Raw genomic sequence first — 26,128 nt, forward strand, 5'->3', positions numbered from 1 at the left:
GCCCTAGGATACACTCCAGGGGTATCAAGGATCGGGGGTGCGCCGCCACTCCCCGCTCTTCCCCCCCGCCTTGTGCAAAAGCTGCACCCGGGAGATCACCAGGCCCTTGGAAGCGGCCTTCAACATGTCGTAGACGGTGAGGGCCGCCACGGCGCAGGCGGTTAGGGCCTCCATCTCCACCCCGGTTTCCGCCTTGGTGCGCACCGTGGCCTGGATGCGCACCCGCCTGGCCTCCCTTTCCAGCTCCACCCTCACCTCCACCCCGGTGAGGGGCAGAGGGTGGCAAAGGGGGATGAGCTCCGCGGTCTTCTTGGCCCCCATGATGCCCGCAAGCTGGGCCACCATCAGGGGGTCCCCCTTCCCCACACCCCCCTTTTCCAGGGCGACCAAGGCTTCTTCCGTGAGCTCCACATACGCCTCGGCGGTGGCGGTACGGAAGGTGGCGGACTTTTCCGTCACGTCCACCATGTGGGGCCTGCCGTCCTTAAAGTGGGTGAGGTCCATACCTCCAGTCTAGGGCCTATCCCCCAGAACCCACCCCGCTCACAAAGCGCAGGATGGGGTCCCGAAAGAAATAGACGAAGAGCAAAACCAAAAGCTGTAACCCGATGAAGGGGATTCCGCCCAGGTAGATATCTGCGGTCCTCACCTCCTTGGGGGCCACGTTTCGCAGGTAGAAGAGGGCAAAGCCAAAGGGCGGGGTGAGGAAGGAGGTCTGCAGGTTCACCCCCACCAAAAGGCCAAACCAGAGCTTGTCAATATTCAAGGCCTCCGCCCCGATGGCCAAAAGGGGCAGAGCGATGAAGGCGATCTCAAAGAAGTCGATGAAGAAGCCCAGGAGGAAGACCAAAACCATCACGAAGAGGATGAAGCCCACCTCACCGCCCGGAAGACCCGTGAGGAAGCCCTCCACCCAAAGGTCCCCATCTACCCCGCGGAAGACCAGGCTGAAGAGGGTGGAGCCGATCAGGATGAAGATGACGAAGGCGGTGAGCTTGGCCGTGCCCTCCATGGCCCCGTAGAGGACCTTGAAGGAAAGCCTGCGGTTCAAGGCCGCCAGGACCAGGGCCCCCACCACCCCCATGGCCCCTGCCTCCGTGGGGGTAGCCAGGCCGATGAGCACGGTGCCCAGCACCAGGAAGATGAGGACCAGGGGGGGCACCATGGAAAGGAGGGCCCTTTTGAGAAGGGGGTTTTTACGGATCCAGGGAAGGAGCACCAGGGTCCAAACCCCCAAGGCCAGGAGCACCTCCAGCCACTCCGCCCAGGCAGGCAAAAAGCGCCCCACGGCATACGCCCCCACCCCCACGAGGAGGTAGGAAAGCAGGGCAAAGGCCGCCTGGGCCTCCTTGCCCGCATCAGGCCGGGCCTCTGGAGGAAGGGCGGGAACCCACTTTGGGCGGAAAAGGGCCACGTAGATCACGTAAAGGAAGTAAAGGCCCACGGTGAGGGCAGAGGGTATCAGGGCAGCCTTGTACATATCCCCCACGGAAACCCCAAGCTGGTCCGACAAGACGATGAGGACCACACTGGGGGGGATGATCTGGGCCAGGGTGGCCGAGCCCAGGATCACCCCGCTGGCCAAGCGGGGGTTATAGCCGTACTTCAGCATGATGGGCAGGGAGATAAGGCCCATGGCCATCACGCTGGCGGCCACCACCCCGGTGGTGGCCGCCAAAATGGCCCCCACGAAGACCACGCTTAAGGCCAAGCCCCCCCTTAGGGGCCCAAAGAGCTTCCCCATGGTGTCCAGGAGGTCCTCTGCCAGGCCGCTTTTCTCCAGGATGATGCCCATGAAGGTGAAGAAGGGAATGGCCAGGAGAAGCTGGTTGGACATGATGCCAAAGATGCGGTCGGGCATGGCCTTAAGGAGGGGTGCGGGGAAGATATCCAGGGCTATGCCCAAAAAGCCAAAGACGATCCCCACCGCCCCCAAGGAGAAGGCCACGGGGTAGCCGGAAAGCAAAAAGACCACCAGGGCCAAAAACATGAGGGGAGGCATGAGGCTTTCCAGGTTCATTCCAACACCTCCCGTTCCTCCTCCGCCGGTTGCAGGTGCCCCGCGAGGTAGGCGATGCGCTTGATGAGCTCGGAAATCCCCTGAAGGGTCAAAAGGGCAAAGCCCAGGGGCAGGGCCAGCTTGATGGGCCAGCGGGGAAGCCCCCCCACGTCGGGGGACATCTCCTTCCCCAGGAAGGAGGTCATGGCCCAAGGCCAGGAGAGGTAGATGACCCCCACCGCCATGGGCAGAAGGAAGAGGACCGTCCCCACCACGTCGATCCAGGCCTGGGTGCGTTTGGAAAAGCGGCCGGCAATGAGGTCAATGCGCACGTGGGCGTTGTGCTTCAAGGCGTAGGCCCCGCCCAGGAGGAAGATGAGGCTGAACATGTACCACTGGGCCTCGAGGTAGGCGTTGGAGCTATAGCTGAAGCCGTAACGCATGACGGCGTTGCCCGCGGAAAGCAGGGCCACCAAAAGCACCAGCCACACGGTGACTTTGCCCACCGCCTCGGTTAAGGCATCTATGGCTCGCGAAAGACCCAGGAGAAGGCGCATTCCCAACCCCCTTGAAACCCGCCCCATCCTACCCAGGGCAACCGGGGATGTCAATGCAAGGACGCGTCCAGAAGGGGTTTTTCCGTCTCTTTTCCATGCCAAGGCCTCAACGGGCTCGGCGGATCGGGGCCACCAGGAAGGCCCCCAGGAGAAAAAAGGCCCCGGCCAGCAGGAAGAGCACCAGGTACCCCAGGCCCTCCTCCCGGGCGTTCAGGAGATCCAAGGGGCGGCCAAAGGCCCCCGCCAGCACCTGGGGCACCACGATGGCGGTCTGCCACAGGCCCATGTCCGTGGCATGGGCCTTGGGATCCCTCAGCACATCCGCCACCAGGGCCCAGTCCACCGCCAGGTAGATCCCGTAGAAAAGGCCGAAGAAAAGGGCCAAGAACAGCATGGCGTCATACCGGGGGAGAAGCAGGATGAAGGGCATGAGCAACCCCAGGCCCGCCCCTGAAAGGTAGATGAGGGGCTTGCGGCCCAGCCGGTCCGAGGCCTTCCCTGCGGGGACGCTGGCCAAGGCGGCCCCCAGGGAGATGAGGAGGCCCAAAAGGGCCACCGCCTGGAAGGGTTCCTGGGTAAGGGCCCGACCAAAGGCCTGGAAGATCCGCACCACGTCCGCCAGGTAGTACTGTAGGTAGGTCTGGGCCAGGTAAAAGCCCAGCATCACCAAAAAGCGGGTCAAATAGACCAAAAGGAAATCCCGATCCCGCCAGGGCGCCGCCATGGCGGCGAGGAAGGGACGGGGATTAGCCCCTAAGGGCCGGTCTGGGATTATCCGGAGGCTAAGCCCGGCCCCCAGGAGGTTTAAAAAAGCCGCCAGATAGGCTTGGAAAGCCAAAGGGAAAAGAAATCCCACCGCGCCCCCCAGGATCTGGCCGGAAACCTGCAGAACCCCCATGTATCCCGAGGCGGTGCCCCTTTCCCTTCGGGGCACCAGGTCGGGGATGAGGGCGGAGTAGGGCCCGGTGGCCAGATCGTCCGCCACCTGCAGGAGGAGGTAGGCCACCAGGAGCCAGAGGTAGCTGGGGGCATGGACCAAAAGGAGAAGGGCTATGGCGGTGAGGAGGCTACCCGCGAGGAGAAAGGGCTTTCGCCTGCCCATGTGGTCCGAGAGGTAGCCCATGACGGGGGGGCCCAGGATGGCCATCACCGCCCCCAGGCCGAAGAGGAAGCCCAGGCGGCTCGCCTTCTCCTCGAGGGGGGAAAGCTCCGCCACCTTGGCGGGCAGGATCACCAGAAGGACCAGGAACCACTTGAGGCTGGTGGCGAACCAGTAGGCGGAAAGGGAAAGGTACCAGCCGGGCCCGTGGCGCATGGGCCCCACCTTACCAGACCGTGGCCTCGGGAACCACCAGGAGGGGCAAGGAGCTCTGGTGGGAAAGCACCTCCACCATGCGCCCAAGCCGGTGGCGCCAGGTGCTCTTGGCCTTGGAACCCAAGACCAGGAGGTCCGCCTCCCGGGCCTTGGCCCAGCGCAAAAGGTCCAGCTCCTCCTCCCCCTTGGTAACCTCCACCACCCCGGTGGCCTTGAGGAGGCCCTCCAGGTGGGCTTTGGCCCGGGCCAGAACATCCGCAAGCCCCAGGGCTTGCGGATCCAAGTAGGTGGGGAAGCAGCACCCTCCCTGCCCGCTCACCAGGTGCAGGCCGAAGACCTCAGCCCCCAAGGCTCTTCCCCAAGCCTCAGCCACCCGGAAGGCGCTTAGGCTTGCGGGGCTATCGTCAAGCCCCACGGCGATGCGGCGCACTCCCCCAAGGGTCCTAGGGAGGAGCAAGACCGGCACCTCCCCCCGGTGCAACAGGTAGCGGACGAGCCCGCCCCGGGCCAGGACCTCGAGGGCATCCGTTCCCCGCTGGCCCAAAAGGACCAGGCGGCTTTTCAACGCCTCCCCGGCCACCACCTGGGCGGGAAACCCCCGGAGCACCTTGGCCCTAAGCCCCGTATCCGCCAGGGTTTTCTCCACCTCCTTCTCCACCCGGCTAAGGGCTTCCTCCAGCCCCGGCCTGAGATGGGGAAAGCGGCGTCCGAGGGCCTCAAAGTACGGGGTAGGAAGCACGTGAAGGAGCTCCGCGGGGATGTTGAACCCCTCCTGAAGAAAGCGGGCGCTTTCCACCACCGGCTCCAAACTCTCCCCCAGGTCCACAGCAGCCAACAGGCGCATGGTTCACCCCCTGGTTCCACTATAATCCTTGCGTGCTCTGGCTTCGCGACCGCAGCCTGGACCTCTCCCGCCCCCGGATCATGGGCATCCTTAACCTCACCCCCGATTCCTTTTCCGATGGTGGCCTCTACCTGGACCCGGAGCGGGCCCTGGAAAGGGCCAGGACCCTGGTGGCCGAGGGGGCAGACCTTTTGGACCTGGGGGCGGAATCGACCCGCCCCGGGGCAAAGCCCGTGTCCGTGGAGGAGGAAAAAAGGCGGCTTCTTCCGGTTTTGGAGGCGGTCCTCGAGCTGGGGGTGCCGGTGAGCGTGGACACCCGCAAACCCGAGGTGGCGGCGGAGGCCTTGAAGCTGGGAGCACACCTCATCAACGACGTGACGGGCCTTCGGGATGAGCGCATGATGGCCCTTTGTGCCCGGTTTGGGGTGGCGGCGGTGATCATGCACATGCCCGTGCCCGATCCCCAAACCATGATGGCCCACGCCCGCTACGGGGATGTGGTGGCCGAGGTGAGGGAGTTCCTAAGGGCCCAGGCGGAGAGCGCCCTGAAGGCCGGGGTACCCCAGGTGGTCCTGGACCCGGGGTTCGGCTTCGGGAAACTTCTGGAACACAACCTGGCCCTCCTCAGGCGCCTGGAAGAGATCGTGGCCCTGGGCCACCCGGTTTTGGTGGGGCTTTCCCGGAAGCGCTCCATCGGGGAGCTCACCGGGGTGGAGGAACCCGCCAAAAGAACCCTTGGCTCCGTGGCCGCCCACCTCTTTGCCGCCATGAAGGGGGCCAGGATCCTTCGCGTCCACGACGTGGCCGCCCACCGGGAGGCCCTGGCGGTGTGGAACGCCCTTTGGGGATAGATATGGGGGAGATCGCCCTTTTGGGCCTAGAGTTCTACGGCCGCCACGGGGTTAGGCCCGAGGAAGGCCGGCTTGGGGCCCGGTTTGTGGTGGACCTCTGGCTCAAGGTGCCCTTTGAGGGCAGGGGGGACCGGCTGGAGGAAACCGTGGACTACGCCGCCGTCTACGCCCTGGTGGAAGAGGTGGTGCGCCACCGCCGCTTCTACCTGATCGAGGCCCTGGCAGACCACCTGGCGGAAGCCCTCCTGCAGGCCTTTCCCCGCCTCGAGGGGGTACGGGTGCGGGTGCACAAACCCCACGCCCCCATCCCCGGGGTCTTTCGCGACGTGTACGCGGAAACGGAGAAAGTTCGCTCCTAGAGCCTATTTCCGGTCCTCATCTTGCGCTCATGGGAAAACCGTGGTAGGATACGCCCGCCCAAAAAGGGCTACGCCAATATCCCGTATGCCTCCCCCACCGCTCACGGAGCGGTGGGCTATAAACTTTCTCACCCGCCTGGGCTAAACTGGAGGAGCCCGGAAAGGGGCGGGTCTATTATGGAAAGGGTAGCGATATTCATCGACGGCTCCAACCTGTACAAGGGGTTGGTGCAGCATCTGGGGCCGGATTATCGGCTGAACTTTGTGGAGTTTATCAGCCTTCTCACCGCCGGGCGTAGGCTCTTGCGCGCCTACTACTACAACGCCCCCCTACCCCCGGAAGACCCCGCCGCCAAGGCCCACCAGAGCTTCCTCAACTACCTGAAGCGGGTGCCCTACGTGGCCGTGCGCTTGGGCAGGCTGGAAAGGCGGGCGGATGGCTTTGTGGAAAAGGGGGTGGATATCCAGATCGCCATAGATATCCTGCGCCTGGCCTATGCCGACGCCTACGACGTGGCGGTTCTGGTATCCGGGGACGGGGATTTCGCCGAGGTGGTCAGGGTGGTCCAGGACATGGGCAAGCAGGTGGAAAACACCACCTTCCACGCCCTTTCCTCCCACCGCTTAGCCCAGCAGGCGGACCGCTTCTATCCCCTGGACGACTTCCCTTGGGAACGCCTCCGGGCGCAAAGCCTGCCCCAGGCCCCCGAAAGCGACGAGTAGGCCCTGGCCTAGAGGAGCTCTTCCGAGCGGAAGAAAAGGGCGATCTCCCGCTTTGCGTCCTCGAGGCTCGCGGAACCGTGGATCACGTTCTCGTCGATGGTGGTGGCGAAATCCCCCCGGATGGTGCCGGGGAGGGCGTCCTTAGGATGGGTGGCCCCCATCATCTTCCGCACCTCGGCCACCGCGTTCGGCCCCTCCAGCACCATGGCCACCACGGGACCCGAGGTGATGAAGCTCACCAGGCCGGGGAAGAAGGGTTTATCCCGGTGCTCGGCGTAATGCCTTTCTGCCAGCTCCTGGGTGATCTGTAAAAGCTTAAGCCCCGCGATACGGAAACCCTTCCGCTCAAAACGGGAAAGGATCTCCCCCACCAGACCCCTTCGCACGCCGTCGGGTTTCACCATGACAAAGGTGCGCTCCATACCCCTAGGAGTTTAGCAGGTCTAGGGCCTTTTGAAGTAGCCCAGGAGGATGTAGGCCACCACCACCACCCAAAGGAGCACCAAAAGGGCATCCCGCCAGTTCAGGCGTACCCGCGAGCGCCTGGGCTCCAAGACCTGGGTGGGCAGTTCCTCGGGCTCCTCCCCCAGCTTGAGGCGCACCGGGGCTCCCGCCGCCGCCTCGAGGGGCAAGGCATAAGGACGACCCCCCTGGGGAAGCTCTTCAGGAACCCGCACCACGATGGCGCTTATGTTATCCGGCCCCCCCCATTCGTTGGCCAAGGCCACCAGGCGCTTGGCCGCCTCTTCGGGAGGAAAGCTCTTTAGAACTTCTCCGAGGGTGCGGTCCTCCAAAACTCCCGAAAGGCCGTCACTACACAACAAAAACACGTCCCCGGGCTCAAGCTTAAGCCCCATGAGGTCTACCCGGGCCTGGGGGAAGGAGCCTAGGGCATTGGTGATCACGTTGCGCCAGCGGTGGGTCTTGGCCTCCTCGGGGCTTAAAAGGCCCTGGCGCACCCTTTCCGCCACCCAGGAGTGGTCCTCGGTGAGGAGGGTAAGCTCCCCCTTCCTGAGGAGGTAGGCCCTCGAGTCCCCCACGTGGGCGATCAGGGCATAGGGCAGATCCAGAAGGAGGCAGGTGGCGGTGGTGCCCATGCCCCGGTTCTCAGGGCGTTGCGCCTCCTGATAGATGCGCTCGTTGGCCCTTTCAAAGGCTTGAAGCAGGGCTCTGGGGCTGGGGTCCCCCTGGCTCAGGTGCTCCAGAATCCCCTCCACGGCCAGCCTGGCCGCCACCTCCCCCGTACGGTGCCCCCCCATCCCGTCCGCCACCACGAAGACCCCACCCCAAGGGGTGAGGGCGTGGCCCACGGCGTCCTCGTTCTTGGGCCGCTTGAGACCAGGGTGGGTTTCCAGGGCAAAGGCCAAGCCGGACACGGGGGGATTTTACCGCAAGGCTGTTTCCCCCTTTAACATCCGAGGGAAAGGTGCTATTCTGTGAGAAAAAAGGAGGTGACCATGACACGGAACCGGTTTCTTTTGGTAGGCCTTGCCGTAGCCCTTTTGGGGGCGTGCGCTCCCAGGCTGGTGCTGGAACCCACGGTACCCTTACCGCTCCCCCAGGTAGGCGTTCCCCAATGGGTGCTCCCAGGAAACCCCTTGCCCCATGTGGATGACTTCGAGTCCTACCCTCTAGGCGCAGTCCTGACCACGGTGGCTCCCAAACGATATGGCCTACTTGGAACAAACGAGGCCCGCTTCACCGTCACGGAAGCCCTGAACCCCCAAAATGCCATAACCCGGGCGGTCCGCCTAGAGCGTTTCGGTGGAGCCCTGCTCACAACGGGCGCAGGGGATTGGACCAACTACCTGGCCCGCCTAGAAGTGAAGTCCTTAGGGGGTTGCTATTGGTGTTCTCTCCTTCTTCGGGTATTCCTGGACCCCACGGGCACCCGGGCCTTGGAGTTCCGATTCGGTGGAGACGGTGTAGAACTCACCAAGGTTCTCGGGGAACAGCGGCAGGTGGTGGCGAAGAGGCCCGAGCTGAAGGAAGCTGGACAGCGGTTCGTAGAAGATAAGCAATGGCACCGCTTTGCCATCCTTGCCAAGGATACAGGCGAGGTCCGGTTCAGCATGGACGGGGGAGAGCTTCTTTCCTGGAAAGACCCCGACTTCCGCCAAGGAGGGTTGGGCTTCGGGGTTCACGAGGCGGGCCTGGTGCTTTACCTGGACAACCTGGAGGTTACCCCCCTTTCCGAACCCCCCAAGGCTCCTTAGGCCTGCTGCATAGGCTTGACGCATACCGCATACCGCGGTAACTTAAGGACAAGCCCGGGCACCAAAGCCCGGCCTTTTGCTTTGGGAGGGCGCCATGCGCTTTGAGAAAATCGCCCCCTACACCTACCGCATCCCCCGCCAGGGAAAAATGCGGGTGGACGCGGTTTTCTTCGCCTCGGAGGAGATTCTTAAGGACCTCGAGGGGGAAAACTACGCCTCCTTGCAGCAACTCATGAACGTGGCCACCCTGCCAGGGATCGTGGAGCCCGCTTTGGCCATGCCCGACATCCACTGGGGCTACGGCTTCCCCATCGGGGGGGTGGCGGCCTTCGACCCCGAGGAAGGGGGGGTGGTGAGCCCGGGAGGGGTGGGGTTTGATATCAACTGCCTGCCTGCCGGCACCCGCGTACTCTTTCATGACCGCTACACCCGCCCTATAGAGGAGGTGGCGAGGGAAGGAGAACCCCTCCTCACCGTATGGCGGCTTGGGGAAAAACCTGAGGCAGGCAAAGCCCTCCTCCTCCTCTCCCGGGAAGCGGAAACCCTGGTGCGCCTCCGCACCGAAGGTGGGTTCATCCTGGAGGCCACCCCGGATCATCCCGTCTACACCCCCTCGGGGATGCGCCCCATAGGCACCCTGAAAAAGGGAGACCTGGTGGCCATCCACCCCTTCCAAGGCTTTCCCCACGAACCCCCTCCGTCCCTCACCCTTCTTAGCGAAGAAAGGGCCCAAGCCCTAGGCCTTGCCCTGGGGTTCCCCCAGGCAGCAGACGTGTTGAAAACGAAGGGGCTCCTTCCCCTGCGGACAGACCACCCTCGCCTACCCGCTATCCTCCGCCTTTTGGGCTACGCCTTGGGGGATGGAACCCTTTACCGGTCCCAAGGCAGGGGGTACCTGGTGCTCTATGGGGAGGAAGGAGGACTCCTGGAAGCCAAGGAGGACCTCAAGGGTCTGGGCTTCCAGGCCGGGGGCCCTTACGCTCGGGTACGAAACCACAGCTTCCGAGCACGGACCTTCACCTACCGGGAGGCTAGCCTTAAGATTTCTTCCCGGGCTTTGTTCCTCCTTCTCCACGCCTTAGGCCTTCCCGAAGGCCCAAAGGCGCAAACCGCTTTTGCCTTACCCGATTGGCTCTTCTCCCTTCCCGCTTGGCTTAAAGCCAACTTTCTAGCAGGACTGTTTGGAGCTGAGCTCTCCGCTCCAAGGTGGGTAAGCGGACATGGGTACAACCTCGCCTCTCCTGTGCTTTCCCAGTCCAAGCGGAAAAGCCTGTTGGAAAGTGGCCGAACCTTCATGGAAGCCCTGGCCTGCTTAATGGAAAGCTTGGGCCTGGAAGTCCAGTCCCTACGTGAGGAAGTGGATTGGGAGGAACCGGCTGATCCTTCCCACCGCTTCAAACTGATCCTCCGTAGTACACCCCAAAACCTCAGCCTTCTCTACGAGAGGGTGGGCTATGCGTACGCTCCCCAAAAGGCCTGGCTAGCCCAGGTTGCCGCCTTCTACCTACGCCTAAAAAGGGCCCACCTAGAAGCTCGGAAAAGCCAGGCCGAGGACGTCTTAGCCCTACGACAGGCAGGCCTAGGGCCAAAGGGTATTGCCGCCACCCTAGGCCTCCCGCAACGCTTCGTGGAGCGTACCCTGTACGAGAAGCGAGGCAACTTCCGCCCCTGGGGATTTCCCACCTTCCCTGAGTTCCTCCAAAGGGCCGGCCCCATGCTTTTTGACAGGATAGTGGCCATGGAAACCGTTCCCCATGGGGGAAGGGTTTACGACCTCTCCATGGCTCATGAGGGACACAACTTCGTCGCCGAAGGGTTTGTGGTCTCCAACTGCGGGGTACGCCTCCTGGCCTCCACCCTCACCCTGGAAGACCTCCTCCCCCGCCAAAGGGAACTGGCGGATGCCCTCTACCGCCTCATCCCCTCGGGGGTGGGAAGCCAGCGCAAGGACGTGCGCTTCAGCAAGAAGGAGCTTAAGGAAATCCTCAAGGAGGGGGCGGGCTGGCTCATCCGCAGGGGCTTCGGCTACCCGGAGGACTCCCACTTCATCGAGTCGGAGGGCCGCCTCCCTTGGGCCAACCCCGACAAGGTTTCGGACAGGGCCTTTGAACGGGGAGCTCCCCAGATCGGCACCCTAGGAAGCGGGAACCATTTCCTCGAGGTGCAGTACGTGGACCAGATCTACGACGAGGAAGCCGCCGAAGCCTTTGGCCTCTTCCCCAACCAGATCACCGTCCTCATCCACACGGGAAGCCGGGGCCTCGGCCACCAGGTCTGCCAGGACTATGTGGAAAGATTCCTCAAGGTAGCCCCCCGCTACGGCATCGAGCTGGTGGACAAACAGCTGGCGGCAGCCCCCATCAAGAGCCCGGAGGGCCAGGACTACCTCCAGGCCATGGCCGCCGCCGCCAACTTCGCCTTCGCCAACCGGCAGCTCATCGCCCACTTCGTGCGGGAGGCCTTCGAGGTGGTGGGCTTCCCGCCCAGGGAGCACGGCCTAAGGGTCCTCTATGACCTGGCCCACAACAACGCCAAGTTTGAGGAGCACGGAGGAAAACGGGTTCTGGTGCACCGCAAAGGGGCCACCCGGGCCTTTGGCCCAGGGAATCCCGAGATCCCCCCGGAGTATCGGCATGTGGGCCAGCCCGTGCTGGTACCCGGGGATATGGGCCGCTACTCTTACGTGCTTTCGGGAACGGAGAAGGCCATGGCGGTATCCTTCGGCTCCAGTTGCCACGGGGCTGGGCGCAAGATGAGCCGCCACCAGGCCAAGCGGGTGGCCCGGGAGCGCAACCTGATCAAGGAGCTTGCGGAAAGGGGCATCCTGGTGCGGGCGGCCACCAAGGCTACGGTGGACGAGGAACTGCCTGAGGCCTACAAGGATGTTTCCGTGGTGGTGGAGGCGGTCCAGGGAGCCGGGATCGGCAAGAAGGTGGCCCGCTTAAGGCCCCTCATCGTGGTAAAGGGCTGATCCAAGCCCCGCGGGCCCAGCTAAGGGAGCCCCCATCCGTGCGAGGATCTCTGCGCCCCTTTTAAGGTTTCTCTAACCCCCATATGCTCCCATGAGGGGATGAGGTTGGTCGCCCTCCTCTTGCTCCTTCCCTGGGCCCTGGCCCAGACCCTGCTTCCCGCCGACACATTTGGCCTTTCCTTCCGGGAGGAGGCCGGAGCCTGGATTTACGAGGGGGAGGGGGTGCGTTTGGTCCACGTACCGGGGGTGGGCTGGGTGGAGCCCTTGGACCCCTCCCTGCCCCCGCCCGATGGGGAAAGGATTCCCCTCGAGGCCCTGAAGGCCCTGGGCTACTTCCGCACCCCGGAGGCCGGGGTACGCCACGGCACCCAGGGACGGGCCCTCCGCATAGTCCTGGACCTCCCCGGGCCCGAACCCGCACCTAAGCCACCCTCGGAGGGCCAAGCCCCAGGAACCCTTTCCCTCCTTCTCCCCTACCTGGCCCCGGGCATAACCCAGGTCCCCTGGCCCAAGGGCGTGGGGGCCAGGGTGCGCCTATTGCCAGGGGGCACGGAGCTCAGCCTAAGCTTTCCGGGAAAGCTCCTGCGCTACCGCCTCTTTCCCCTGAAGGACCCCGACCGCCTGGTCCTGGACCTCTATGTCCTCGAGGCCGAGGTGGAGGAACCCTTGGCCCCAGGGGTTCGCTACCGGGAGGTCTGGGCCTTTGCCCCAGAACCCCTAAGGCTCTACCTGGTGGAGGCGGAAAAGGGCAGGCTTGTTCCCGTGGGAAGGCCTGGGGTCCGGGCCCTGCCCAAGGACCTGGCCAAAGACGCCCTAGCGGTGTTGAACGGCGGGTACTTTGACCCCAAAACCGCCACCCCCCTTGGCCTATGGGTCCAGGACGGGGTCACGGTCTCCTATCCCTTTGGCCGGGTGGCGCTCATGTGGGATAGCTTCGGTTTCTTTATGGGTTTCCCTAGATTTGAAGCGGTGGTCCAGGGACCGCGGGGCGAACGGGTGCGGGTGGGGATTAACGCCTCCCGAGCCCGCTACACCGCCCACACGGTCCCAGGACCCGTGGGAAAGGAGGGGGAGGAGGTGGCCTTGGTGGTGGGAGAGCGGGTGCAGGCCATCCTCCCTGCCCCCCAGGAACTTCCCGCCGGAGCCTGGGCCCTTACCTTTCCCAAGGGGTCCCCCCCTTTCCCCTTGGAGCCAGGGGACCCCCTAAGCCTTTACGGCCGCCTGGATCCACCCGTCCGTTACGCCTTAGAGGGGGGCCCCCTCTTGGTTAGGGAAGGCCAATACGCCTTTGACCCAAGCCGGGAGAACTTCCGCGACCCCAGGCCCCTTCAGGCCATGGCCCCCCAGGCGGCCGTGGCCTGGACCCGGGAGGGGAGGCTTTGGCTTTTGGTCTCCGAACCCACCACCCCAGGGGTCCTGGCCCGGGCCCTCCTGGCCTTAGGGGCCTGGAACGCCCTGCGGATGGACGGAGGGGGCTCAGCGCAACTTTGGGTCAAGGGTAGGCTACGAAACCCTTACCAGGGCTCTCCCAGGCCCGTGGTGAGTGCCTTGGCCCTATATGTCCCCTAAAGGGCGCCTCCTCCCCCGGGAGGGCTTAGGCCGAGATCGGCCTTGCAAAAGGGCTTTACCGGGGCCCCACCCTGGCAGGGCCAGGGTGGGGTGGTATTAGCTCACCCGCTCCACCCGGATGAGGTTGGTGGTTCCCCGCACCCCAAAGGGCACTCCCGCGGCGATCACCACCCTCTCCCCCACCTGGGCCAGCCCGCAGGCCTTGGCCTTCTCCAGGGCGATGCGCACCATGTCGTCGGTGTCCTGAGGGTCGGGGGCCAGATGGGGCAGGACCCCCCAGACCAAGGCCAGCTGCCGCTCCACCTCGGGGTTTGGAGTGAGGGCCAGAATGGGCACCCTGGGCCGGGTGCGGGCGATGCGCCTGGCCGAGCTTCCCGTGGCGGTAAAGACCACAATGGCCTTGGCCTCCACCGCCTCCACGATGTCGTCCGCCGCCTGGGCTATAGCGTCCTGGGTGGTGGGGGTGGGGGCCGGACGGAGGACGTTGAGCTTTTGCAAGAACTCGGGGGAGGACTCCACCGCTTGGGCGATCCGGGCCATGGTGGCCACAGCCTCCACCGGGTAGGCCCCGGCGGCGGTTTCCGCGGAGAGCATCACCGCATCCGTGCCGTCAAAGATGGCGTTGGCCACGTCAGAGGCCTCCGCCCGGGTGGGACTTGGGTTCTGCACCATGGACTCCAGCATCTGGGTGGCGGTGATCACCGGTTTGCCGGCGGCGATGGCCCTGAGGATAAGGCGCTTTTGCATGATGGGCACCTCCTCTAGAGGCATCTCCACCCCTAGGTCCCCACGGGCCACCATGATTCCATCGGCTTCCTCCAGGATCTCCTCAAAACGGTAGACGGCGGAGGGCTTCTCTATCTTGGCCATGAGCCGGGCCCGGGAACCATGCCGGGCCAGGTAGTGCCGGGCCAGGAGCAGGTCATCCCGGGTACGCACAAAGGACACCGCTACCCAGTCCACCCCGAGCTCCGCCCCCAAGGCCAGGTCCTGGATGTCCTTTTCCGACAGGGCGGGGATGGAGAGATCCGAACCCGGAACGTTGATCCCCTTGCTGTCGGAAAGCACCCCGCCCACTTCCACCCGGGTGTGGATCTCGTCCCCCTGGATCTTCTCCACCCGAAGGCGTAGGCGGCCATCGTCCAAGAGGAGCATCTGCCCGGGGGCCACGTCCTCGGGAAGCCCCTTGTAGGTGAGGGAGACCCGGGTCTCATCCCCCTCCACGGGAGCCCGGGTGAGGACGAAGGGCTGGCCCGCCTTAAGCTCCACCCGTCCCTCCCGGAAGCGGCCGATGCGGATCTTGGGTCCCTGGAGGTCTTGGAGGATGGCCAGGGTTTTGCCCAGTTCCTTCTCCACCTCCCGCACCCAGACCACCCGCTTCCGGTGATCCTCGTGGGTGCCGTGGCTGAAGTTCAGGCGAAAGACATCCGCCCCCGCCTCTGTCAGGGCCCGGATGGCCTCCTTGGAATCCGAGGCGGGCCCCAGGGTGGCCACGATCTTGGTGCGCTTAAAAGGCCTCATACCCCAAAAAGCGCGCCGCACGCCCCAGCTCCTCCTCAATGCGCAGGAGCTGGTTGTACTTGGCAAGGCGGTCCGAACGGGAGAGGGAACCGGTCTTAATCTGCCCAGCGTTCACCGCCACGGAAAGGTCGGCGATGAAGCTGTCCTCGGTTTCCCCGGAGCGGTGGCTGATCACCGCCCGATAGCCGGAGCGCTGGGCCAGGCGGATGGCCTCGAGGGTCTCGGAAAGGGTGCCGATCTGGTTCACCTTCACCAGGATGGCGTTGGCCACACCCTGCTCGATCCCTTGGCGAAGCCTTTTTGGGTTGGTGACGAAAAGATCGTCCCCCACCAGCTGGACCTTACCCCCCAGGCGCTCCGTAAGAAGCCGCCAGCCCTCCCAGTCATCCTCCGCCAGCCCATCCTCAAGGGAGCGGATGGGGTATTTCTCCACCCACGTGGCCCAGAACTCCACCATCTCCTCCGAGGAGAGCACCCGCCCCTCCCCTTCCAGGTGGTACCGGCCATCCCGGTAAAGTTCGCTGGCCGCCGGGTCCAGGGCCAAGGACACCTCCTGCCCTGAGGTGTACCCTGCCCGCTCGATGGCCAGGAGGAGAAGCTCTATGGCCTCCTCGTTGCTCCTAAGGTCCGGGGCGAACCCCCCCTCATCCCCCACGTTGGTGCTGTATCCCCTTTCCTTCAGCACCCCCTTGAGGGTGTGGAACACCTCGGCTCCCACCCGCAAGGCCTCGGAGAAGTTCTCCACCCCCGCGGGCACCAGCATGAACTCCTGGAAGTCCACTCGGTTGTCCGCGTGCTTTCCCCCGTTGATCACGTTCATAAGGGGAACAGGTAAGGTAACCGCCTGAACTCCCCCCAAGTAACGGTATAGAGGTAGGCCCAAAGCCTCCGCCGCAGCCCGGGCCGTGGCCAGGGAAACCGCCAGGATGGCGTTGGCCCCCAGGTTGGACTTGTTGGGGGTGCCGTCCAGCTCCAGCATGGCCCGGTCCACCCCCTCCTGGTCCAGGGCGTCTTGGCCGATGAGCTCGGGAGCGATGCGTTCCCGAATGGCCTCCACCGCCCGGCGCACCCCCTTCCCCAGGTAACGCCTGCCCCCATCCCTTAGCTCCAGGGCCTCATGGGTACCGGTGGAGGCTCCTGAGGGCACCATGGCCCTGCCCCGGGCACCCCCTTCCAGCTCCACCTCGGCCTCCACCGTGGGAAAGCCTCTAGAGTCTAAAACCTCCCTAGCTTTCACGTTCACGATTGTGGTCATGGACTCCTCCCCTAAGCTTTCTGGAAGCGCTTCCCGCCCCCGGGTCCAAGTTTACACCCGCAGGGGCACCACCACCGCCTGGTACCCCTCCCCTGCCTCCGCCGGGGAAGCCTCCCCTGGACGCACCAGGCTAGGGCTTGCAGGACCGGAAAGCAACAACACCGCCTGGCCGGAGAGGGGGGAAAGGGCCTCGAGGAGATAGCGGGCGTTGTAGGCCACCGCCAGGGGCGTGCCCTGGAGGCGCACGGGAACCACCTCCTGTCCCTTGCCGTAGTCCCCCTCCGCCGAGAGCAGCGCCCGCCCCTCCTCGAAGAGGAGGTCCACCCTGTGGTTTTGCCGGTCAGAAAGGACACTCACCCGGCGCAGGGCCTCGCGGAAGGCCTCCACTTCAAAAGCCGCCTTCAGGGGGAACTCCTTGGGGATCACCCGCTCATAATCGGGAAACTCCCCTTCCATGAGCCGGACGGCCATGCGCAGTTGCCCCTTATCAATGGGGGCGGGGCCCTGCGAACCCCTGGTGGACAGGCCCAGAACCCCCGGTCCCAGGGCCAGGGCTACCTCCCCTTCGCCCATGCCCTTCAAGACCCTCACCATCTCGTCCACGCTGCGGGCAGGCACCACCACCTTTTTGGCAAAGGGCTGGGGTCTGGCAAGCCTGTAAAGGGCCAGGCGGTACCCATCGGAGGCCACGGAACGCAGTCCACCCTCGGAAAACTCCAACTGGACGCCCCGAAAAATCGCCCGGTATTCCTCGTTGCTGGCCGCATAGCGCACGTGGGAAAGGGCTTTGAGGAGTTCCTCCACCGGTAAAAGGCTGTGCAGGGAATAGGGCTCCGCGGGGCCTTCCAGGCTGGGGAAGAAAAGCTCGGGGTAGCCTTCATCGGGAGCAAGGCTTAGCCGGGTGCTGAAGGAACCCGAGGAGAGGGAAAGCTCCGCGCCAAAGGAGAGCTCCACCTGATCCCCAGGAAGGCTGCGCACCAGCTGAAAGAAAGGCTGGGCAGGAACCAAAAAATGTCCCTCTCCCTCCGTGGGAAGCTCCAGGCGCACCTCCAGGTCCACCTCACCGTTGGTGCCGAACAACACCAGGGCCTCCCGCGTAAGGGCTAGGCCTAGGTAGGTGAAAAGAGGGTTGGAGCTTCGCGTGGGAATGACCCGTTCCAGGAGGGCCACGTGTTCGGTAAGCAGGTTTTTTGGAACTGTCACCTTCATGGGCTTTGCCTCCTCTCTACTGCTATTACTATGGCTTTTTTAAAGATCTTAAAAGCATAGTAGTCGTAGTAGTAGGGGCTGTGGATATGTGGATAAGGGGTAGAAAATGCCGTGTGGAAGCGAAAAGGGGTTGTGGAAAACTCTTGTGGATAACCGGGCCTAGGCTGTGGATAAGTTGTGGATAACTGGCCAGTTATCCACAAGCCCGGAAGGGGGGTGGGTTTTCCACAGGTTGTCCACAGGGTTATCCACAGAAAAACCCGGGTTATCCACAGGGTTATCCACAGGTTATCCACAGGGGTCATGTCAGGGCCTCTTTCAGGTTGCGGAGCAGCTTCTGCACCTCACGGTCGCTTTCCGAAAGCTCCTGGACCTTTTGGATGGCATAGAGGACGGTAGTGTGGTCCCGCCCCCCGAAGAGCTGGCCTATTTCGGGAAGGGAGGAGCGGGTGAGTTCCCTTACCAGGAACATGGCAATCTGCCGGGGTAAAACCACCTCCTTGCGCCGCCCACCCCCCAACAGGTCCTCCGGACGCAGGGCGAAGTACTCCGCCACCTTACGCACGATCTCCTGGGGATCCACCTCCACTTCCTTGGAGGCAAAGATGTCAGAGAGCGCCTTGGCGGCCACGGCGCGGGTGAGCTCCACCCCGTTTAGGGATGCGTAGGCGATGGTGCGCATCAGGGCACCCTCCAGCTCGCGGATGTTGGAGGTCACCTGCCGGGCGATGTACTCCAGCACCTCCTCGCCGATCCTGAGACCCCGTTGCTCAGCGTTCATCTTGAGGATGGCGATGCGGGTTTCTAGGTCGGGGGGCTGGATGTCGGTGATGAGGCCCCACTCAAACCGGCTTCTTAGGCGGGCCTCGAGGGTCAGGATGTCCTTGGGGGGCCGGTCGGAGGAGAGGATGATCTGCTTATGGGACTCGTAAAGGGCGTTGAAGGTGTGGAAGAACTCCTCCTGGGTGCGTTCCTTGCCGGCGATGAACTGGATGTCGTCCACCAGGAGGAGATCCACGGAGCGGTACCGCTCGCGGAACTCCGTCATGCGGTCCTCGCGGATGGCGTTGATGAGCTCGTTGGTGAAGGTTTCCGTGGACACGTACTCGATCTTGAGGTGAGGGAAGCGCTTGGCCACGGAGTGCCCCACGGCGTGCATGAGGTGGGTCTTGCCCAGGCCCACGCCCCCGTAGATGAAAAGGGGGTTGTAGGCCCGCCCTGGGGACTCCGCCACCGCCACCGCCGCGGCATGGGCCATGGAGTTGTTGGGCCCCACCACGAAGTTTTCAAAGGTGTACTTGGGGTTGAGGTTGGGCTTGGAGGCCTCGGAAGGGGTGGGGGTGTGGAAGATATCCTCCTGGACGGCCACGCTGGGGACCACCTTGAGCTCGAACCGAGGAGGCTGGGCCCCGAGAAGGCCCAGGGCCTCCTGGATCAGCTCGGCATAGTGGCGCTTGATCCAGTCCTGGGCGAAGGAGGTGGGCACCGCCAGCTGGAGGACGCCATCCTGGATGCCCAAGGGGCGGATGCGCTCAAACCAGGTGTGGAACTCCACCTCGGTGATGTTGCGGCGGATGTGCTCCAGGATGTGTTGCCAGACGGCCTCGTGGGTCAAGGCTACCCCCCGCGTTTCCGGAGGAACATTCTACGCCAAGGCCTTGGGTAAAGTGGAGGGTGGGATGGGCTACGACGTGGTGGTGGTGGGAGGCGGGCATGCGGGGCTGGAGGCGGCCTGGGGGGCCGCCGCCTTGGGAGTGCGGGTGGCCCTGGTCACCATCAATCCCGAGCGCATAGGCATGATGCCCTGTAACCCGGCGGTGGGGGGGCCGGGCAAAAGCCAGCTGGTGGCGGAGCTCACCGCCCTGGGGGGGCTCATGGGCCGGGCGGCGGACGAAACCGCCATCCACACCCGGGTGCTCAACCGCTCCAAGGGACCGGCGGTGCAAAGCCTAAGGGTGCAGGTGGACCGGGATCTCTACGCCCTCAAGGTCCAGGAGATCCTGGCGGAAAGGCCCATTGAGGTGCTCCGGGGAGAAGTGGCGAGCCTCCTTGTGGAGGGAGGGAGGCTTCTTGGGGTGCGCACCGTGGACGGCCGGGAGATCCCCGCCAAGGCGGTGGTGGTGGCGGGGGGAACCTTCCTGGGTGGTGTGGTCTGGTACGGGAGGCGTTCCCGGCCGGCGGGGCGGCAGGGGGAGCCACCCGCCCGGTTCCTTTCCCGGAGCCTCGAGGCCGTGGGCCACACCCTGCGCCGGTTCAAAACGGGGACCCCGCCCCGGATCCGGGCGGATTCCGTGGAGTTTTCCGAGCTGGAGGTGGTGCCCCCAGAGGTGCCCCCGGGGAGCTTCACGGGAAGCCCGGGGCCCCATGCGGCCAGGCTCCCCACCTGGCAGACCCGGACCACGTCCCGCACCCACCGTCTCATCCTGGAGAACCTGCAGTTATCTCCCCTTTACGCAGGGGATATCGTGGGCATCGGTCCCCGCTACTGTCCTTCCATCGAGGACAAGGTGGTGCGCTTTTCCGATAAGGAAAGCCACCTGCTTTTCGTGGAGCCCGATGGCCTCTCCACCAGCGAGGTGTATCTCCAGGGGTTCTCCTCCAGCCTACCGCCCGAGCTCCAGGAGGAGATGGTGAAAAGCCTTCCGGGATTCAGGCGGGCGGTGATCCAGCGGTACGCCTATGCGGTGGAGTACGACAGCCTAGATCCCACGGAGCTCACCCGGGGCCTGCAGTCCCGGTTGCTGCCCGGGCTTTTCAGCGCCGGGCAGGTGAACGGTACCTCGGGGTACGAGGAGGCGGCGGCCCAGGGGCTTCTGGCGGGCCTAAATGCGGCCCGCTTTGCCCTGGGTCTTCCCGAGGTCCACTTGCCCCGGGAAAGCGGCTACATGGGGGTGATGGTGGACGACCTGGTGGGCCGGGGCACGGACGAGCCCTACCGCATGATGACCTCGAGGGTGGAGCTCCGCCTCCTCTGCCGGGCGGACAACGCGGACGAGCGCCTGGTGCCCTTGGCGGTGGAGTGGGGTCTGAGGCCCAGGGAGGATCTGGAGGCGGTGAGGGAGAAGTACCGCCGGGTGGAGGAGGAGCTAAGGCGCCTGGAGGCCTTGCGGGTGGATGGGGTGAGCGGCCTAGTTTGGCTAAGGCGCCCGGAAAACACCTACAGGGCCTTGGCGGAACGCTTTCCTCCGCCCGCCCCCTTGGGTCCCGAGGAGGCTTACCAGGTGGAGGTGCGGGCCAAGTACGCGGGGTACATCCAAAGGCAGGAGCGCCTGCGGGAAAAGCTGAGGGATCTGGAGGCCTTCCGCATACCCGAGGGTTTGGTGTTTCCCCGGGTCCCGGGGCTATCCCGGGAGGCGGTGGAAAAGCTTTCCCGGGTGAGGCCCCGCACCGTGGCAGAGGCCGCCCGGATACCGGGGATCCGGGATTCCGACCTCACGGCCTTGTTGGTGCACCTCAGGGTGGTGGCCCGTTAGGGGATGTTTCCCGTGAAACATGGGAGGCGGGGATGGGCCTGAGCCCTAAGGGCATCCAGCTCCTTCTGGAAGGGGGGCGGGGCTTGGGGCTGGACCTCGAGGCGCACCTTCCCGCCTTCTCCCGCCTTTACGACCTCCTCATGGAGGCCAACCGGCGCACGAACCTCACGGCTTTGCGCACGGAGGAGGAGGTGGTGGTCAAGCATTTCCTGGACTCCCTAACCCTCCTCACCCTGCCCCTCTTCCAAGGGCCATGGCGGGTGCTGGACCTGGGGACGGGGGCGGGGTTTCCCGGGATTCCCCTGAAGATCGTGCGCCCTGAGCTGGAGGTCACCCTCCTGGACGCCACCAAGAAGAAGGTGGCCTTCGTGTCCCAGGCGGTGGAGGCCCTGGGGTTGAAGGGCGCCTATCCCCTTTGGGGCCGGGCGGAGGAGCTGGCCCACCTGCCCGAGCACCGGGAGGCCTACGGGCGGGTGGTGGCCCGGGCGGTGGCCCCCCTTTGCGTCTTGGTGGAACTGGGCCTGCCCTTCGTGGCCTTGGGAGGGTATATGGTGGCGCAGAAGGGCCCAAGGGTGGCGGAGGAGCTGGCCTCCTTACCCAAGGCCCTTGCCCTCTTGGGAGGCGGTCCGGCCACCCTCCACACCCTGCTCCTTCCCGTGGCCCAGGAGGAGCGGAGCCTGGTGGTGGTGGCCAAGGAGGCCTCTACCCCGGCCAGGTATCCCCGGCGGCCGGGGGTGCCCGAGAAAAATCCTTTATGCTAGGGTCCAAGGTGTTACGGCGGATCGCCTTGGTGAACCAAAAGGGGGGGGTGGGTAAGACCACCAGCGCCATCAACCTGGCCGCCTACCTGGCCCGCATGGGAAAGAGGGTGCTCCTGGTGGACCTTGACCCCCAGATGAACGCCACCAGCGGCCTTGGGCTAAGGCCCGAGAGGGGGGTTTACCAGTTGCTGCAGGGGGAGCCCCTGGAGGCCTTGGTGCACCCCGTGGACGGTTTCCACCTGTTGCCCGCTACCCCGGAGCTGGTGGGGGCCACGGTGGAGCTCTTGGAAAGGCCCTGGGCCCTGGGGGAGGCCTTGCGGGACGAGGGGTACGAGATCACCCTTTTGGACGTACCCCCGAGCCTTTCGGCCCTAACCGTGGGTGCCCTGGCGGCGGCCCACGGGGTGGTGGTCCCGGTGCAGGCGGAGTACTACGCCCTCGAGGGGGTGGCGGGGTTGCTCTCCACCCTGGACGAGGTGCGCACCCGCCTGAACCCGCGCCTTAGGCTTCTCGGCATCCTCATCACCATGTACGACGGCCGAACCCTTTTGTCGCAACAGGTGGAGGCCCAGCTTCGGGCCCACTTTGGGGAGAAGGTGTTCTGGACGGTGGTACCCCGGAACGTGCGGCTGGCGGAGGCCCCGAGCTTTGGCAGGACCATCGCCCAGCACGCCCCCACCTCGCCGGGTGCCCACGCCTACCGCCGTTTGGCTGAGGAGGTGATCGCTCGTGTCCAAGAAGGCTAGCGGCTTGGGGAGGGGCCTCGAGGCCCTCCTGCCCAAGGGGGGCGGGGGGGTGGTCCGGCTTCCCCTGTCCGCCATCCGGCCCAACCCCCACCAGCCCCGCCGCAGGTTCGCCCAAGAGAGCCTGGAGGAGCTGGCGGCTTCCATCCGGGAGAAAGGGCTGCTTCAGCCCCTGCTGGTCCGCCCCAAGGGGGAGGGGTACGAGCTGGTGGCCGGGGAGAGGCGCCTTAGGGCGGCGGAGATGGCGGGCCTAAAGGAGGTTCCCGTCCTCATCCGTGACCTCACGGACCAGGAGGCCATGGAGGTGGCCCTGGTGGAAAACCTGCAGCGGGAGGATCTCACTCCCCTGGAGGAGGCCCGGGGTTACCAGGCCCTCCTGGGTCTGGGCCTCACCCAGGAGGAGGTGGCCAAGCGGGTGGGCAAGGCCCGCTCCACGGTGGCCAACGCCTTAAGGTTGCTCCAGCTTCCCCAGGAGGTGCTAGAGGCCCTAGACCAGGGGCTCATCAGCGCGGGCCATGCCCGGGCCCTTTTGATGCTGGAGCCCGAGGACCGGCTTTGGGGACTGAAGGAGATCCTAGACAAGGGGCTTTCCGTGCGGCAGGCGGAAGCCTTGCGGGAGCGCTTGGTTCGGGAACGGGAGCGCAAGGCCCAGGAACCTTCCCCCCTTTCCCTGGAGCTTTCCCGGCACCTGGGCCTGCCGGTGAAGGTGGTGGGGGGCAGGAAGGGGAAGGTGGTCATCCACTACCGTTCCCTAGAGGAGCTGGAGGCCCTTTTGCGACGCCTGGGTTACCAGGCGTAGCCGAAAAGGACCCGCACCGCCCCGTGTTGGTCGGTGCGGTAGACCTTTACCCCGTGGTGGGCCAGGCGCTCCAGGACCTCGAGGTGAGGGTGGCCGTGGGGGTTCCTCCCCACCCCTATCAAGGCCATCTGGGGCTGGATGCGTGCCAGGAGGGCCTCGTCCGTGCCCGTGCGGGAGCCGTGGTGGCTCACCTTGACCACTGCCACCCGTGGTGGGCTTAGCCTTTTCTCCACCTCCTGGGGCACATCCGCAAGGAGAAGGGCCTTGGGCCCGGAGAAGTCCAGGAGGAGGACCAAGCCGCTAGGGTCATCGGTGGGGTGCCGGTGGGATGGCCAGAGGACCTCGAGGCTACCCCTTCCCACCCGGAGGCGGCTTCCCGTCCCGGGGAAGAGGAGGGGCACCCCTCTGGCCCGAAGGGCCTGAACCAGGGGGTGATCCTGGGTAAAGGCGGGGGAAAGGAGGGCGAGGCCGACGGGCACCTCCTCCACCACCCTTAGGAGGCCCCCGTAGTGGTCGGCGTCGGGGTGGGTGGCCACCAGGACCTCGAGGGCCTGCACCCCCAAGGCCCTCAGGGCGCGCACCACCTTCTCCCCCTGCTCCGGCCTCCCACCATCCACCAGCACTTCGGCCCCGCCCAGGCGGGCCAAAAGGGCATCTCCTTGGCCCACGTCCAAGGCCCAGAGGTCCAAGGGCTTGGGCCAGGCGGAAAGGAGGCTAAGGAGGAGGGGGAGGCTGGTTAGGAGGGGGGCCTTCCGCCAAGGGAGGTGCCGGTAAAGGGCAAGGAGGGGCGGGAGGAGCCCCAGGTAATAGAGGGCGAAACCCATAGGGGAGATCTCCCCCCATCGGAGAAGGGGGCCTTGGCTGGAGAGTTGGGCCAAAAGGAGCAGGGCCTGGGCCAGGGGTTCCACCAGGGGGGCGAGGAGGCCCCCCAGGAGAAGTTTCAGGACACCCAGGGGTACCAGGAGGGCCACCAGGGGGAGGGCTAGAAGGTTGATGAGGGGAGAGAGGAGGGGGAGGAAGCCGAACCGGTGGAGGAGGAGGGGAACGAGGAAGGTCTGGGCGGCTAAACTGGCCAGGAGGGTTCCCAGGAGGTACCCCCGTATTCCCTGGGGGAGACGGAGGGGAGACAGGACCAGGGCAAGGCCCAGCACCGCCAGGTAGGAAAGCTGCAGGGAAAGGCTAAGGAGGCCCTGGGGGAGCCAGAGGAGTTGGAGGAAGAGGGCAAGGCCCAGGGCCTGGAGCACCCCGGCGGCCCCTAGGCCCAAGAAGAGGCCCAGGAGGGAGAAGCCTGCCATCAGGCTGGCCCGCACCAAGGAGGGGCTAGCACCCGCCAGCCAGAGGTACAGGGGTAGGGCCAGGAGGGCCAAAAGGTACCGCCAGCGGCCAAAGGGGGTGAAGGCCAGGAGGAGGCTTGCCACCAGGAAGCCCACGTGCAGGCCGGATAGGGCCAGGAGGTGGGCCAGGCCTGCCCTTTGGAACCACAGGTAGGCCTCCTCGAGCCCCTTCTTTTCCCCCAGGGTCAGGCCCTCCATGACCTCCTTGACCCCGGGGCTCAGCCCTTGGGCCAGGCGTTCCCTAAAGCCCCTTCGCGGGTCCGGCAGGGGGGCCAGGAGCTCCGCCCGTTCCACGTGAAACACCCCCTTCACCCCTTGGGCCAAGAGCCACGTCCTCTGGTCGAACCCGCCCGGGTTCCGCCTGCCTTCCGGTGGGGCCAGATATCCCTTTAGGCGGTAAGAACCCCCCTCCAGGGGCGGGAAGTGCTTCACCCACAGCCGGTGCCCGTCCCTGGTGGTAAACCCTCCCTCCACCTGGAAGGTCCCTTCCAGGCGCACCCCGTAGGGGGGCTCGGGGACGGGGAGAAGGAGGCCCCTCAGGACCACCAGGGTTATCCCCAAGGCCAAGGGGAGGCGGAGGAAGGGGAGGAGGACCAAGGCTACCCCGAAGACCCCGGGTTGGAGCAGGCCCCAGGCCCCCAAAAGCCCTCCTAGCCCCAGGCCCACGCCAGGGGTTTGGAGAAGGGCAGCGAGGCTCATCTAGGGGCGCACGTAGGGCCTGAGCCGCTCCAGGGTGGCAGGGCCTATGCCCTTGACCCTCAGGAGGTCCTCCACCTGAGCGTAGGGCCTTCCCTCCAGGATCCTCTGGGCCAGCACTGGGCCGACCCCGGGAAGGGCCATGAGCTCCTCGAGGCTCGCCTGGTTCAGGCTGATGGGTTCAGGGGCTGGGGGCTGGAAGCTGGCCTCCACCAGGGTTTCCACCCGCACCGGCTGGGGCCTGGGGACCAGCTTGGGCCAAAGGTTGAAGAGGCCCAGGAGGGCTACCGCGAGGAGGTAGACGAGGACCACTCCGTCAAGGCCAGCCCCAGCCCGCCTAGGAGAACCCCGGCCAAGACCCAAGGATCCGCCCCGGGGTTCAGGGCCACGAAGGCCACGGTGTAGGCCAGGGTGAGGAGGGAGAGGACCTTTAAGGGGAGGGCCAAAGGGTTTCTCCCTCCTCCGGCCTTGGCCATGGGGGCTGGGGGAGGGGATTCCGGCTCCGGAGCCAGCTCCACCGAGTCCCGCTTGGGAGGGGGTTCCTCCTCCCACACCGGGGCCTTGGCGGGCTCGGGAGGAGGGGGTGGGGGCGCGGTTTCCTGCGTCAGAGAAGCTTTCGGGCCTTGGGCCGAGGTGGCCTTGCGGGCCCGGGCCACGTGGGGTTTCAACCCCTCCAGAAAGGCCTTTAGCTCCTCCAAGGGGAAGGCCTTCAGGGGGAGGACCAGGGAGTCCCCCTCCCCTTGCACCAGCAGGGTACCGGCCTCCCCCTTGCCCACCCGGCGGATCCTGGAAAGCTCCAGGCGCCTAATCCCCGTGTCGTCCACGAAGACCAGGTGGGCCTCGGTGACGGCCAGAAAGCCACCCGGCCCTTCCAGCTTGGCCAGGGCTTCCTCACCCAGGCGGGAAAACTCCGTTTCATACTTGCCCATGGCC

General features: G+C 65.2%; 25 protein-coding genes and 2 pseudogenes. 12 read left to right on the top strand and 15 right to left on the bottom strand.

Translation table 11 applies throughout. The annotated features are described in order from the left end of the window. Positions 1 to 24: 24 nt before the first annotated feature. The 5 genes from moaC to L0C59_RS00630 form a co-directional block, all read right to left on the bottom strand. Positions 25 to 504, bottom strand: coding sequence for a cyclic pyranopterin monophosphate synthase MoaC (gene moaC / locus L0C59_RS00610; RefSeq protein ID WP_243089222.1), 480 nt, complete (start codon positions 502 to 504; stop codon positions 25 to 27). A gap of 16 nt (positions 505 to 520) precedes the next feature. Beyond that, entirely contained in the window at positions 521 to 2,020 is a 1,500-nt protein-coding gene (locus L0C59_RS00615; protein ID WP_243089223.1) for a TRAP transporter large permease, read from the bottom strand. Next, on the bottom strand, positions 2,017 to 2,556 hold the full coding sequence (locus tag L0C59_RS00620) for a TRAP transporter small permease subunit (RefSeq protein ID WP_243089224.1): 540 nt from the start codon (positions 2,554 to 2,556) through the stop codon (positions 2,017 to 2,019). The genes L0C59_RS00615 and L0C59_RS00620 overlap by 4 nt, the downstream gene beginning before the upstream one ends. Positions 2,557 to 2,662: 106 nt before the next feature. Further along, the gene (locus L0C59_RS00625) at positions 2,663 to 3,871 is read right to left on the bottom strand and encodes an MFS transporter (protein WP_243089225.1); all 1,209 of its coding nucleotides are present in this window, start codon (positions 3,869 to 3,871) and stop codon (positions 2,663 to 2,665) included. A 10-nt stretch (positions 3,872 to 3,881) separates the two neighbouring features. Then, positions 3,882 to 4,715: a universal stress protein gene (locus tag L0C59_RS00630; protein ID WP_243089226.1), complete on the bottom strand. Its 834-nt coding sequence runs from the start codon at positions 4,713 to 4,715 to the stop codon at positions 3,882 to 3,884. Between the two features lie 32 nt (positions 4,716 to 4,747). Here L0C59_RS00630 and folP point away from each other — a divergent pair, with 32 nt between their 5' ends. The 3 genes from folP to L0C59_RS00645 all read left to right on the top strand — a co-directional run bounded on the left by folP (position 4,748) and on the right by L0C59_RS00645 (position 6,648). Further along, positions 4,748 to 5,566: a dihydropteroate synthase gene (gene folP / locus L0C59_RS00635; RefSeq protein ID WP_243089227.1), complete on the top strand. Its 819-nt coding sequence runs from the start codon at positions 4,748 to 4,750 to the stop codon at positions 5,564 to 5,566. Between the two features lie 2 nt (positions 5,567 to 5,568). Further along, on the top strand, positions 5,569 to 5,925 hold the full coding sequence (gene folB / locus L0C59_RS00640) for a dihydroneopterin aldolase (RefSeq protein ID WP_135259380.1): 357 nt from the start codon (positions 5,569 to 5,571) through the stop codon (positions 5,923 to 5,925). 177 nt (positions 5,926 to 6,102) lie between these two features. Continuing rightward, entirely contained in the window at positions 6,103 to 6,648 is a 546-nt protein-coding gene (locus tag L0C59_RS00645) for a LabA-like NYN domain-containing protein (RefSeq protein ID WP_243089228.1), read from the top strand. Between the two features lie 8 nt (positions 6,649 to 6,656). On the opposite strand, the gene ndk is transcribed toward L0C59_RS00645, so the two are convergent. Beyond that, positions 6,657 to 7,070, bottom strand: coding sequence for a nucleoside-diphosphate kinase (gene ndk / locus L0C59_RS00650; protein ID WP_243089229.1), 414 nt, complete (start codon positions 7,068 to 7,070; stop codon positions 6,657 to 6,659). A 21-nt stretch (positions 7,071 to 7,091) separates the two neighbouring features. Beyond that, the gene (locus L0C59_RS00655) at positions 7,092 to 8,024 is read right to left on the bottom strand and encodes a PP2C family protein-serine/threonine phosphatase (protein WP_243089230.1); all 933 of its coding nucleotides are present in this window, start codon (positions 8,022 to 8,024) and stop codon (positions 7,092 to 7,094) included. 81 nt (positions 8,025 to 8,105) lie between these two features. Here L0C59_RS00655 and L0C59_RS00660 point away from each other — a divergent pair, with 81 nt between their 5' ends. The 5 genes and pseudogenes from L0C59_RS00660 to L0C59_RS00670 all read left to right on the top strand — a co-directional run bounded on the left by L0C59_RS00660 (position 8,106) and on the right by L0C59_RS00670 (position 13,404). After that, positions 8,106 to 8,864 (top strand): hypothetical protein, encoded by a 759-nt coding sequence (locus tag L0C59_RS00660; protein ID WP_243089231.1) that lies wholly within the window; start codon positions 8,106 to 8,108, stop codon positions 8,862 to 8,864. A 94-nt stretch (positions 8,865 to 8,958) separates the two neighbouring features. Beyond that, positions 8,959 to 9,276, top strand: a pseudogene (locus tag L0C59_RS11215) (RtcB family protein); the annotation flags it as partial. A gap of 33 nt (positions 9,277 to 9,309) precedes the next feature. Next, a pseudogene (locus L0C59_RS11220) lies at positions 9,310 to 9,414 on the top strand (hypothetical protein); the annotation flags it as partial. Between the two features lie 1,188 nt (positions 9,415 to 10,602). Beyond that, on the top strand, positions 10,603 to 11,835 hold the full coding sequence (locus L0C59_RS11225; RefSeq protein WP_423247915.1) for an RtcB family protein: 1,233 nt from the start codon (positions 10,603 to 10,605) through the stop codon (positions 11,833 to 11,835). 99 nt (positions 11,836 to 11,934) lie between these two features. After that, positions 11,935 to 13,404 carry a phosphodiester glycosidase family protein gene (locus tag L0C59_RS00670; RefSeq protein WP_243089233.1) on the top strand — a complete coding sequence of 490 codons (1,470 nt, stop codon included), beginning with the start codon at positions 11,935 to 11,937 and terminating at the stop codon, positions 13,402 to 13,404. A gap of 96 nt (positions 13,405 to 13,500) precedes the next feature. Here L0C59_RS00670 and pyk read toward each other — a convergent pair whose 3' ends face one another. The 5 genes from pyk to dnaA are packed head-to-tail and all read right to left on the bottom strand — an operon-like array spanning position 13,501 to position 19,004. Then, the gene (pyk, locus tag L0C59_RS00675) at positions 13,501 to 14,925 is read right to left on the bottom strand and encodes a pyruvate kinase (protein ID WP_243089234.1); all 1,425 of its coding nucleotides are present in this window, start codon (positions 14,923 to 14,925) and stop codon (positions 13,501 to 13,503) included. Next, the gene (gene eno, locus L0C59_RS00680) at positions 14,912 to 16,180 is read right to left on the bottom strand and encodes a phosphopyruvate hydratase (RefSeq protein WP_243089235.1); all 1,269 of its coding nucleotides are present in this window, start codon (positions 16,178 to 16,180) and stop codon (positions 14,912 to 14,914) included. Before eno ends, pyk begins: the two co-directional genes overlap by 14 nt. A 51-nt stretch (positions 16,181 to 16,231) precedes the next feature. Then, positions 16,232 to 17,389, bottom strand: coding sequence for a DNA polymerase III subunit beta (dnaN, locus tag L0C59_RS00685; RefSeq protein WP_243089236.1), 1,158 nt, complete (start codon positions 17,387 to 17,389; stop codon positions 16,232 to 16,234). After that, positions 17,386 to 17,694 (bottom strand): hypothetical protein, encoded by a 309-nt coding sequence (locus L0C59_RS00690; RefSeq protein ID WP_243089237.1) that lies wholly within the window; start codon positions 17,692 to 17,694, stop codon positions 17,386 to 17,388. Before L0C59_RS00690 ends, dnaN begins: the two co-directional genes overlap by 4 nt. Next, a complete protein-coding gene (gene dnaA / locus L0C59_RS00695) occupies positions 17,691 to 19,004 on the bottom strand; it encodes a chromosomal replication initiator protein DnaA (RefSeq protein ID WP_243089238.1) in 1,314 nt (437 codons plus the stop codon). The genes L0C59_RS00690 and dnaA overlap by 4 nt, the downstream gene beginning before the upstream one ends. Between dnaA and mnmG the strand changes: the two genes are divergently transcribed. The 4 genes from mnmG to L0C59_RS00715 are packed head-to-tail and all read left to right on the top strand — an operon-like array spanning position 18,976 to position 23,165. Further along, positions 18,976 to 20,862: a tRNA uridine-5-carboxymethylaminomethyl(34) synthesis enzyme MnmG gene (gene mnmG, locus L0C59_RS00700; protein WP_279232392.1), complete on the top strand. Its 1,887-nt coding sequence runs from the start codon at positions 18,976 to 18,978 to the stop codon at positions 20,860 to 20,862. The genes dnaA and mnmG overlap by 29 nt on opposite strands. A 32-nt stretch (positions 20,863 to 20,894) precedes the next feature. Then, positions 20,895 to 21,623, top strand: coding sequence for a 16S rRNA (guanine(527)-N(7))-methyltransferase RsmG (gene rsmG, locus L0C59_RS00705; RefSeq protein ID WP_243089240.1), 729 nt, complete (start codon positions 20,895 to 20,897; stop codon positions 21,621 to 21,623). Beyond that, positions 21,617 to 22,369, top strand: coding sequence for a chromosome-partitioning ATPase Soj (gene soj / locus L0C59_RS00710; protein ID WP_243089241.1), 753 nt, complete (start codon positions 21,617 to 21,619; stop codon positions 22,367 to 22,369). Before rsmG ends, soj begins: the two co-directional genes overlap by 7 nt. After that, the gene (locus L0C59_RS00715) at positions 22,353 to 23,165 is read left to right on the top strand and encodes a ParB/RepB/Spo0J family partition protein (protein ID WP_243089242.1); all 813 of its coding nucleotides are present in this window, start codon (positions 22,353 to 22,355) and stop codon (positions 23,163 to 23,165) included. Before soj ends, L0C59_RS00715 begins: the two co-directional genes overlap by 17 nt. Here the strand turns inward: L0C59_RS00715 and L0C59_RS00720 are convergent. From L0C59_RS00720 to L0C59_RS00730, 3 genes are read right to left on the bottom strand one after another with little or no spacing between them, the layout of a single operon-like run. Beyond that, a complete protein-coding gene (locus L0C59_RS00720; RefSeq protein WP_243089243.1) occupies positions 23,153 to 25,198 on the bottom strand; it encodes a DNA internalization-related competence protein ComEC/Rec2 in 2,046 nt (681 codons plus the stop codon). The genes L0C59_RS00715 and L0C59_RS00720 overlap by 13 nt on opposite strands. Beyond that, positions 25,199 to 25,507 carry a ComEA family DNA-binding protein gene (locus L0C59_RS00725; RefSeq protein WP_243089244.1) on the bottom strand — a complete coding sequence of 103 codons (309 nt, stop codon included), beginning with the start codon at positions 25,505 to 25,507 and terminating at the stop codon, positions 25,199 to 25,201. It lies immediately after the preceding gene. After that, complete coding sequence (locus tag L0C59_RS00730; protein ID WP_243089245.1) at positions 25,480 to 26,124, bottom strand: YcxB family protein; 645 nt, start codon at positions 26,122 to 26,124, stop codon at positions 25,480 to 25,482. The genes L0C59_RS00725 and L0C59_RS00730 overlap by 28 nt, the downstream gene beginning before the upstream one ends. Between the last annotated feature and the right edge of the window lie 4 nt (positions 26,125 to 26,128).

This window comes from Thermus neutrinimicus (assembly GCF_022760955.1).
GTDB classification, from domain to species: Bacteria; Deinococcota; Deinococci; order Deinococcales; family Thermaceae; genus Thermus; species Thermus neutrinimicus.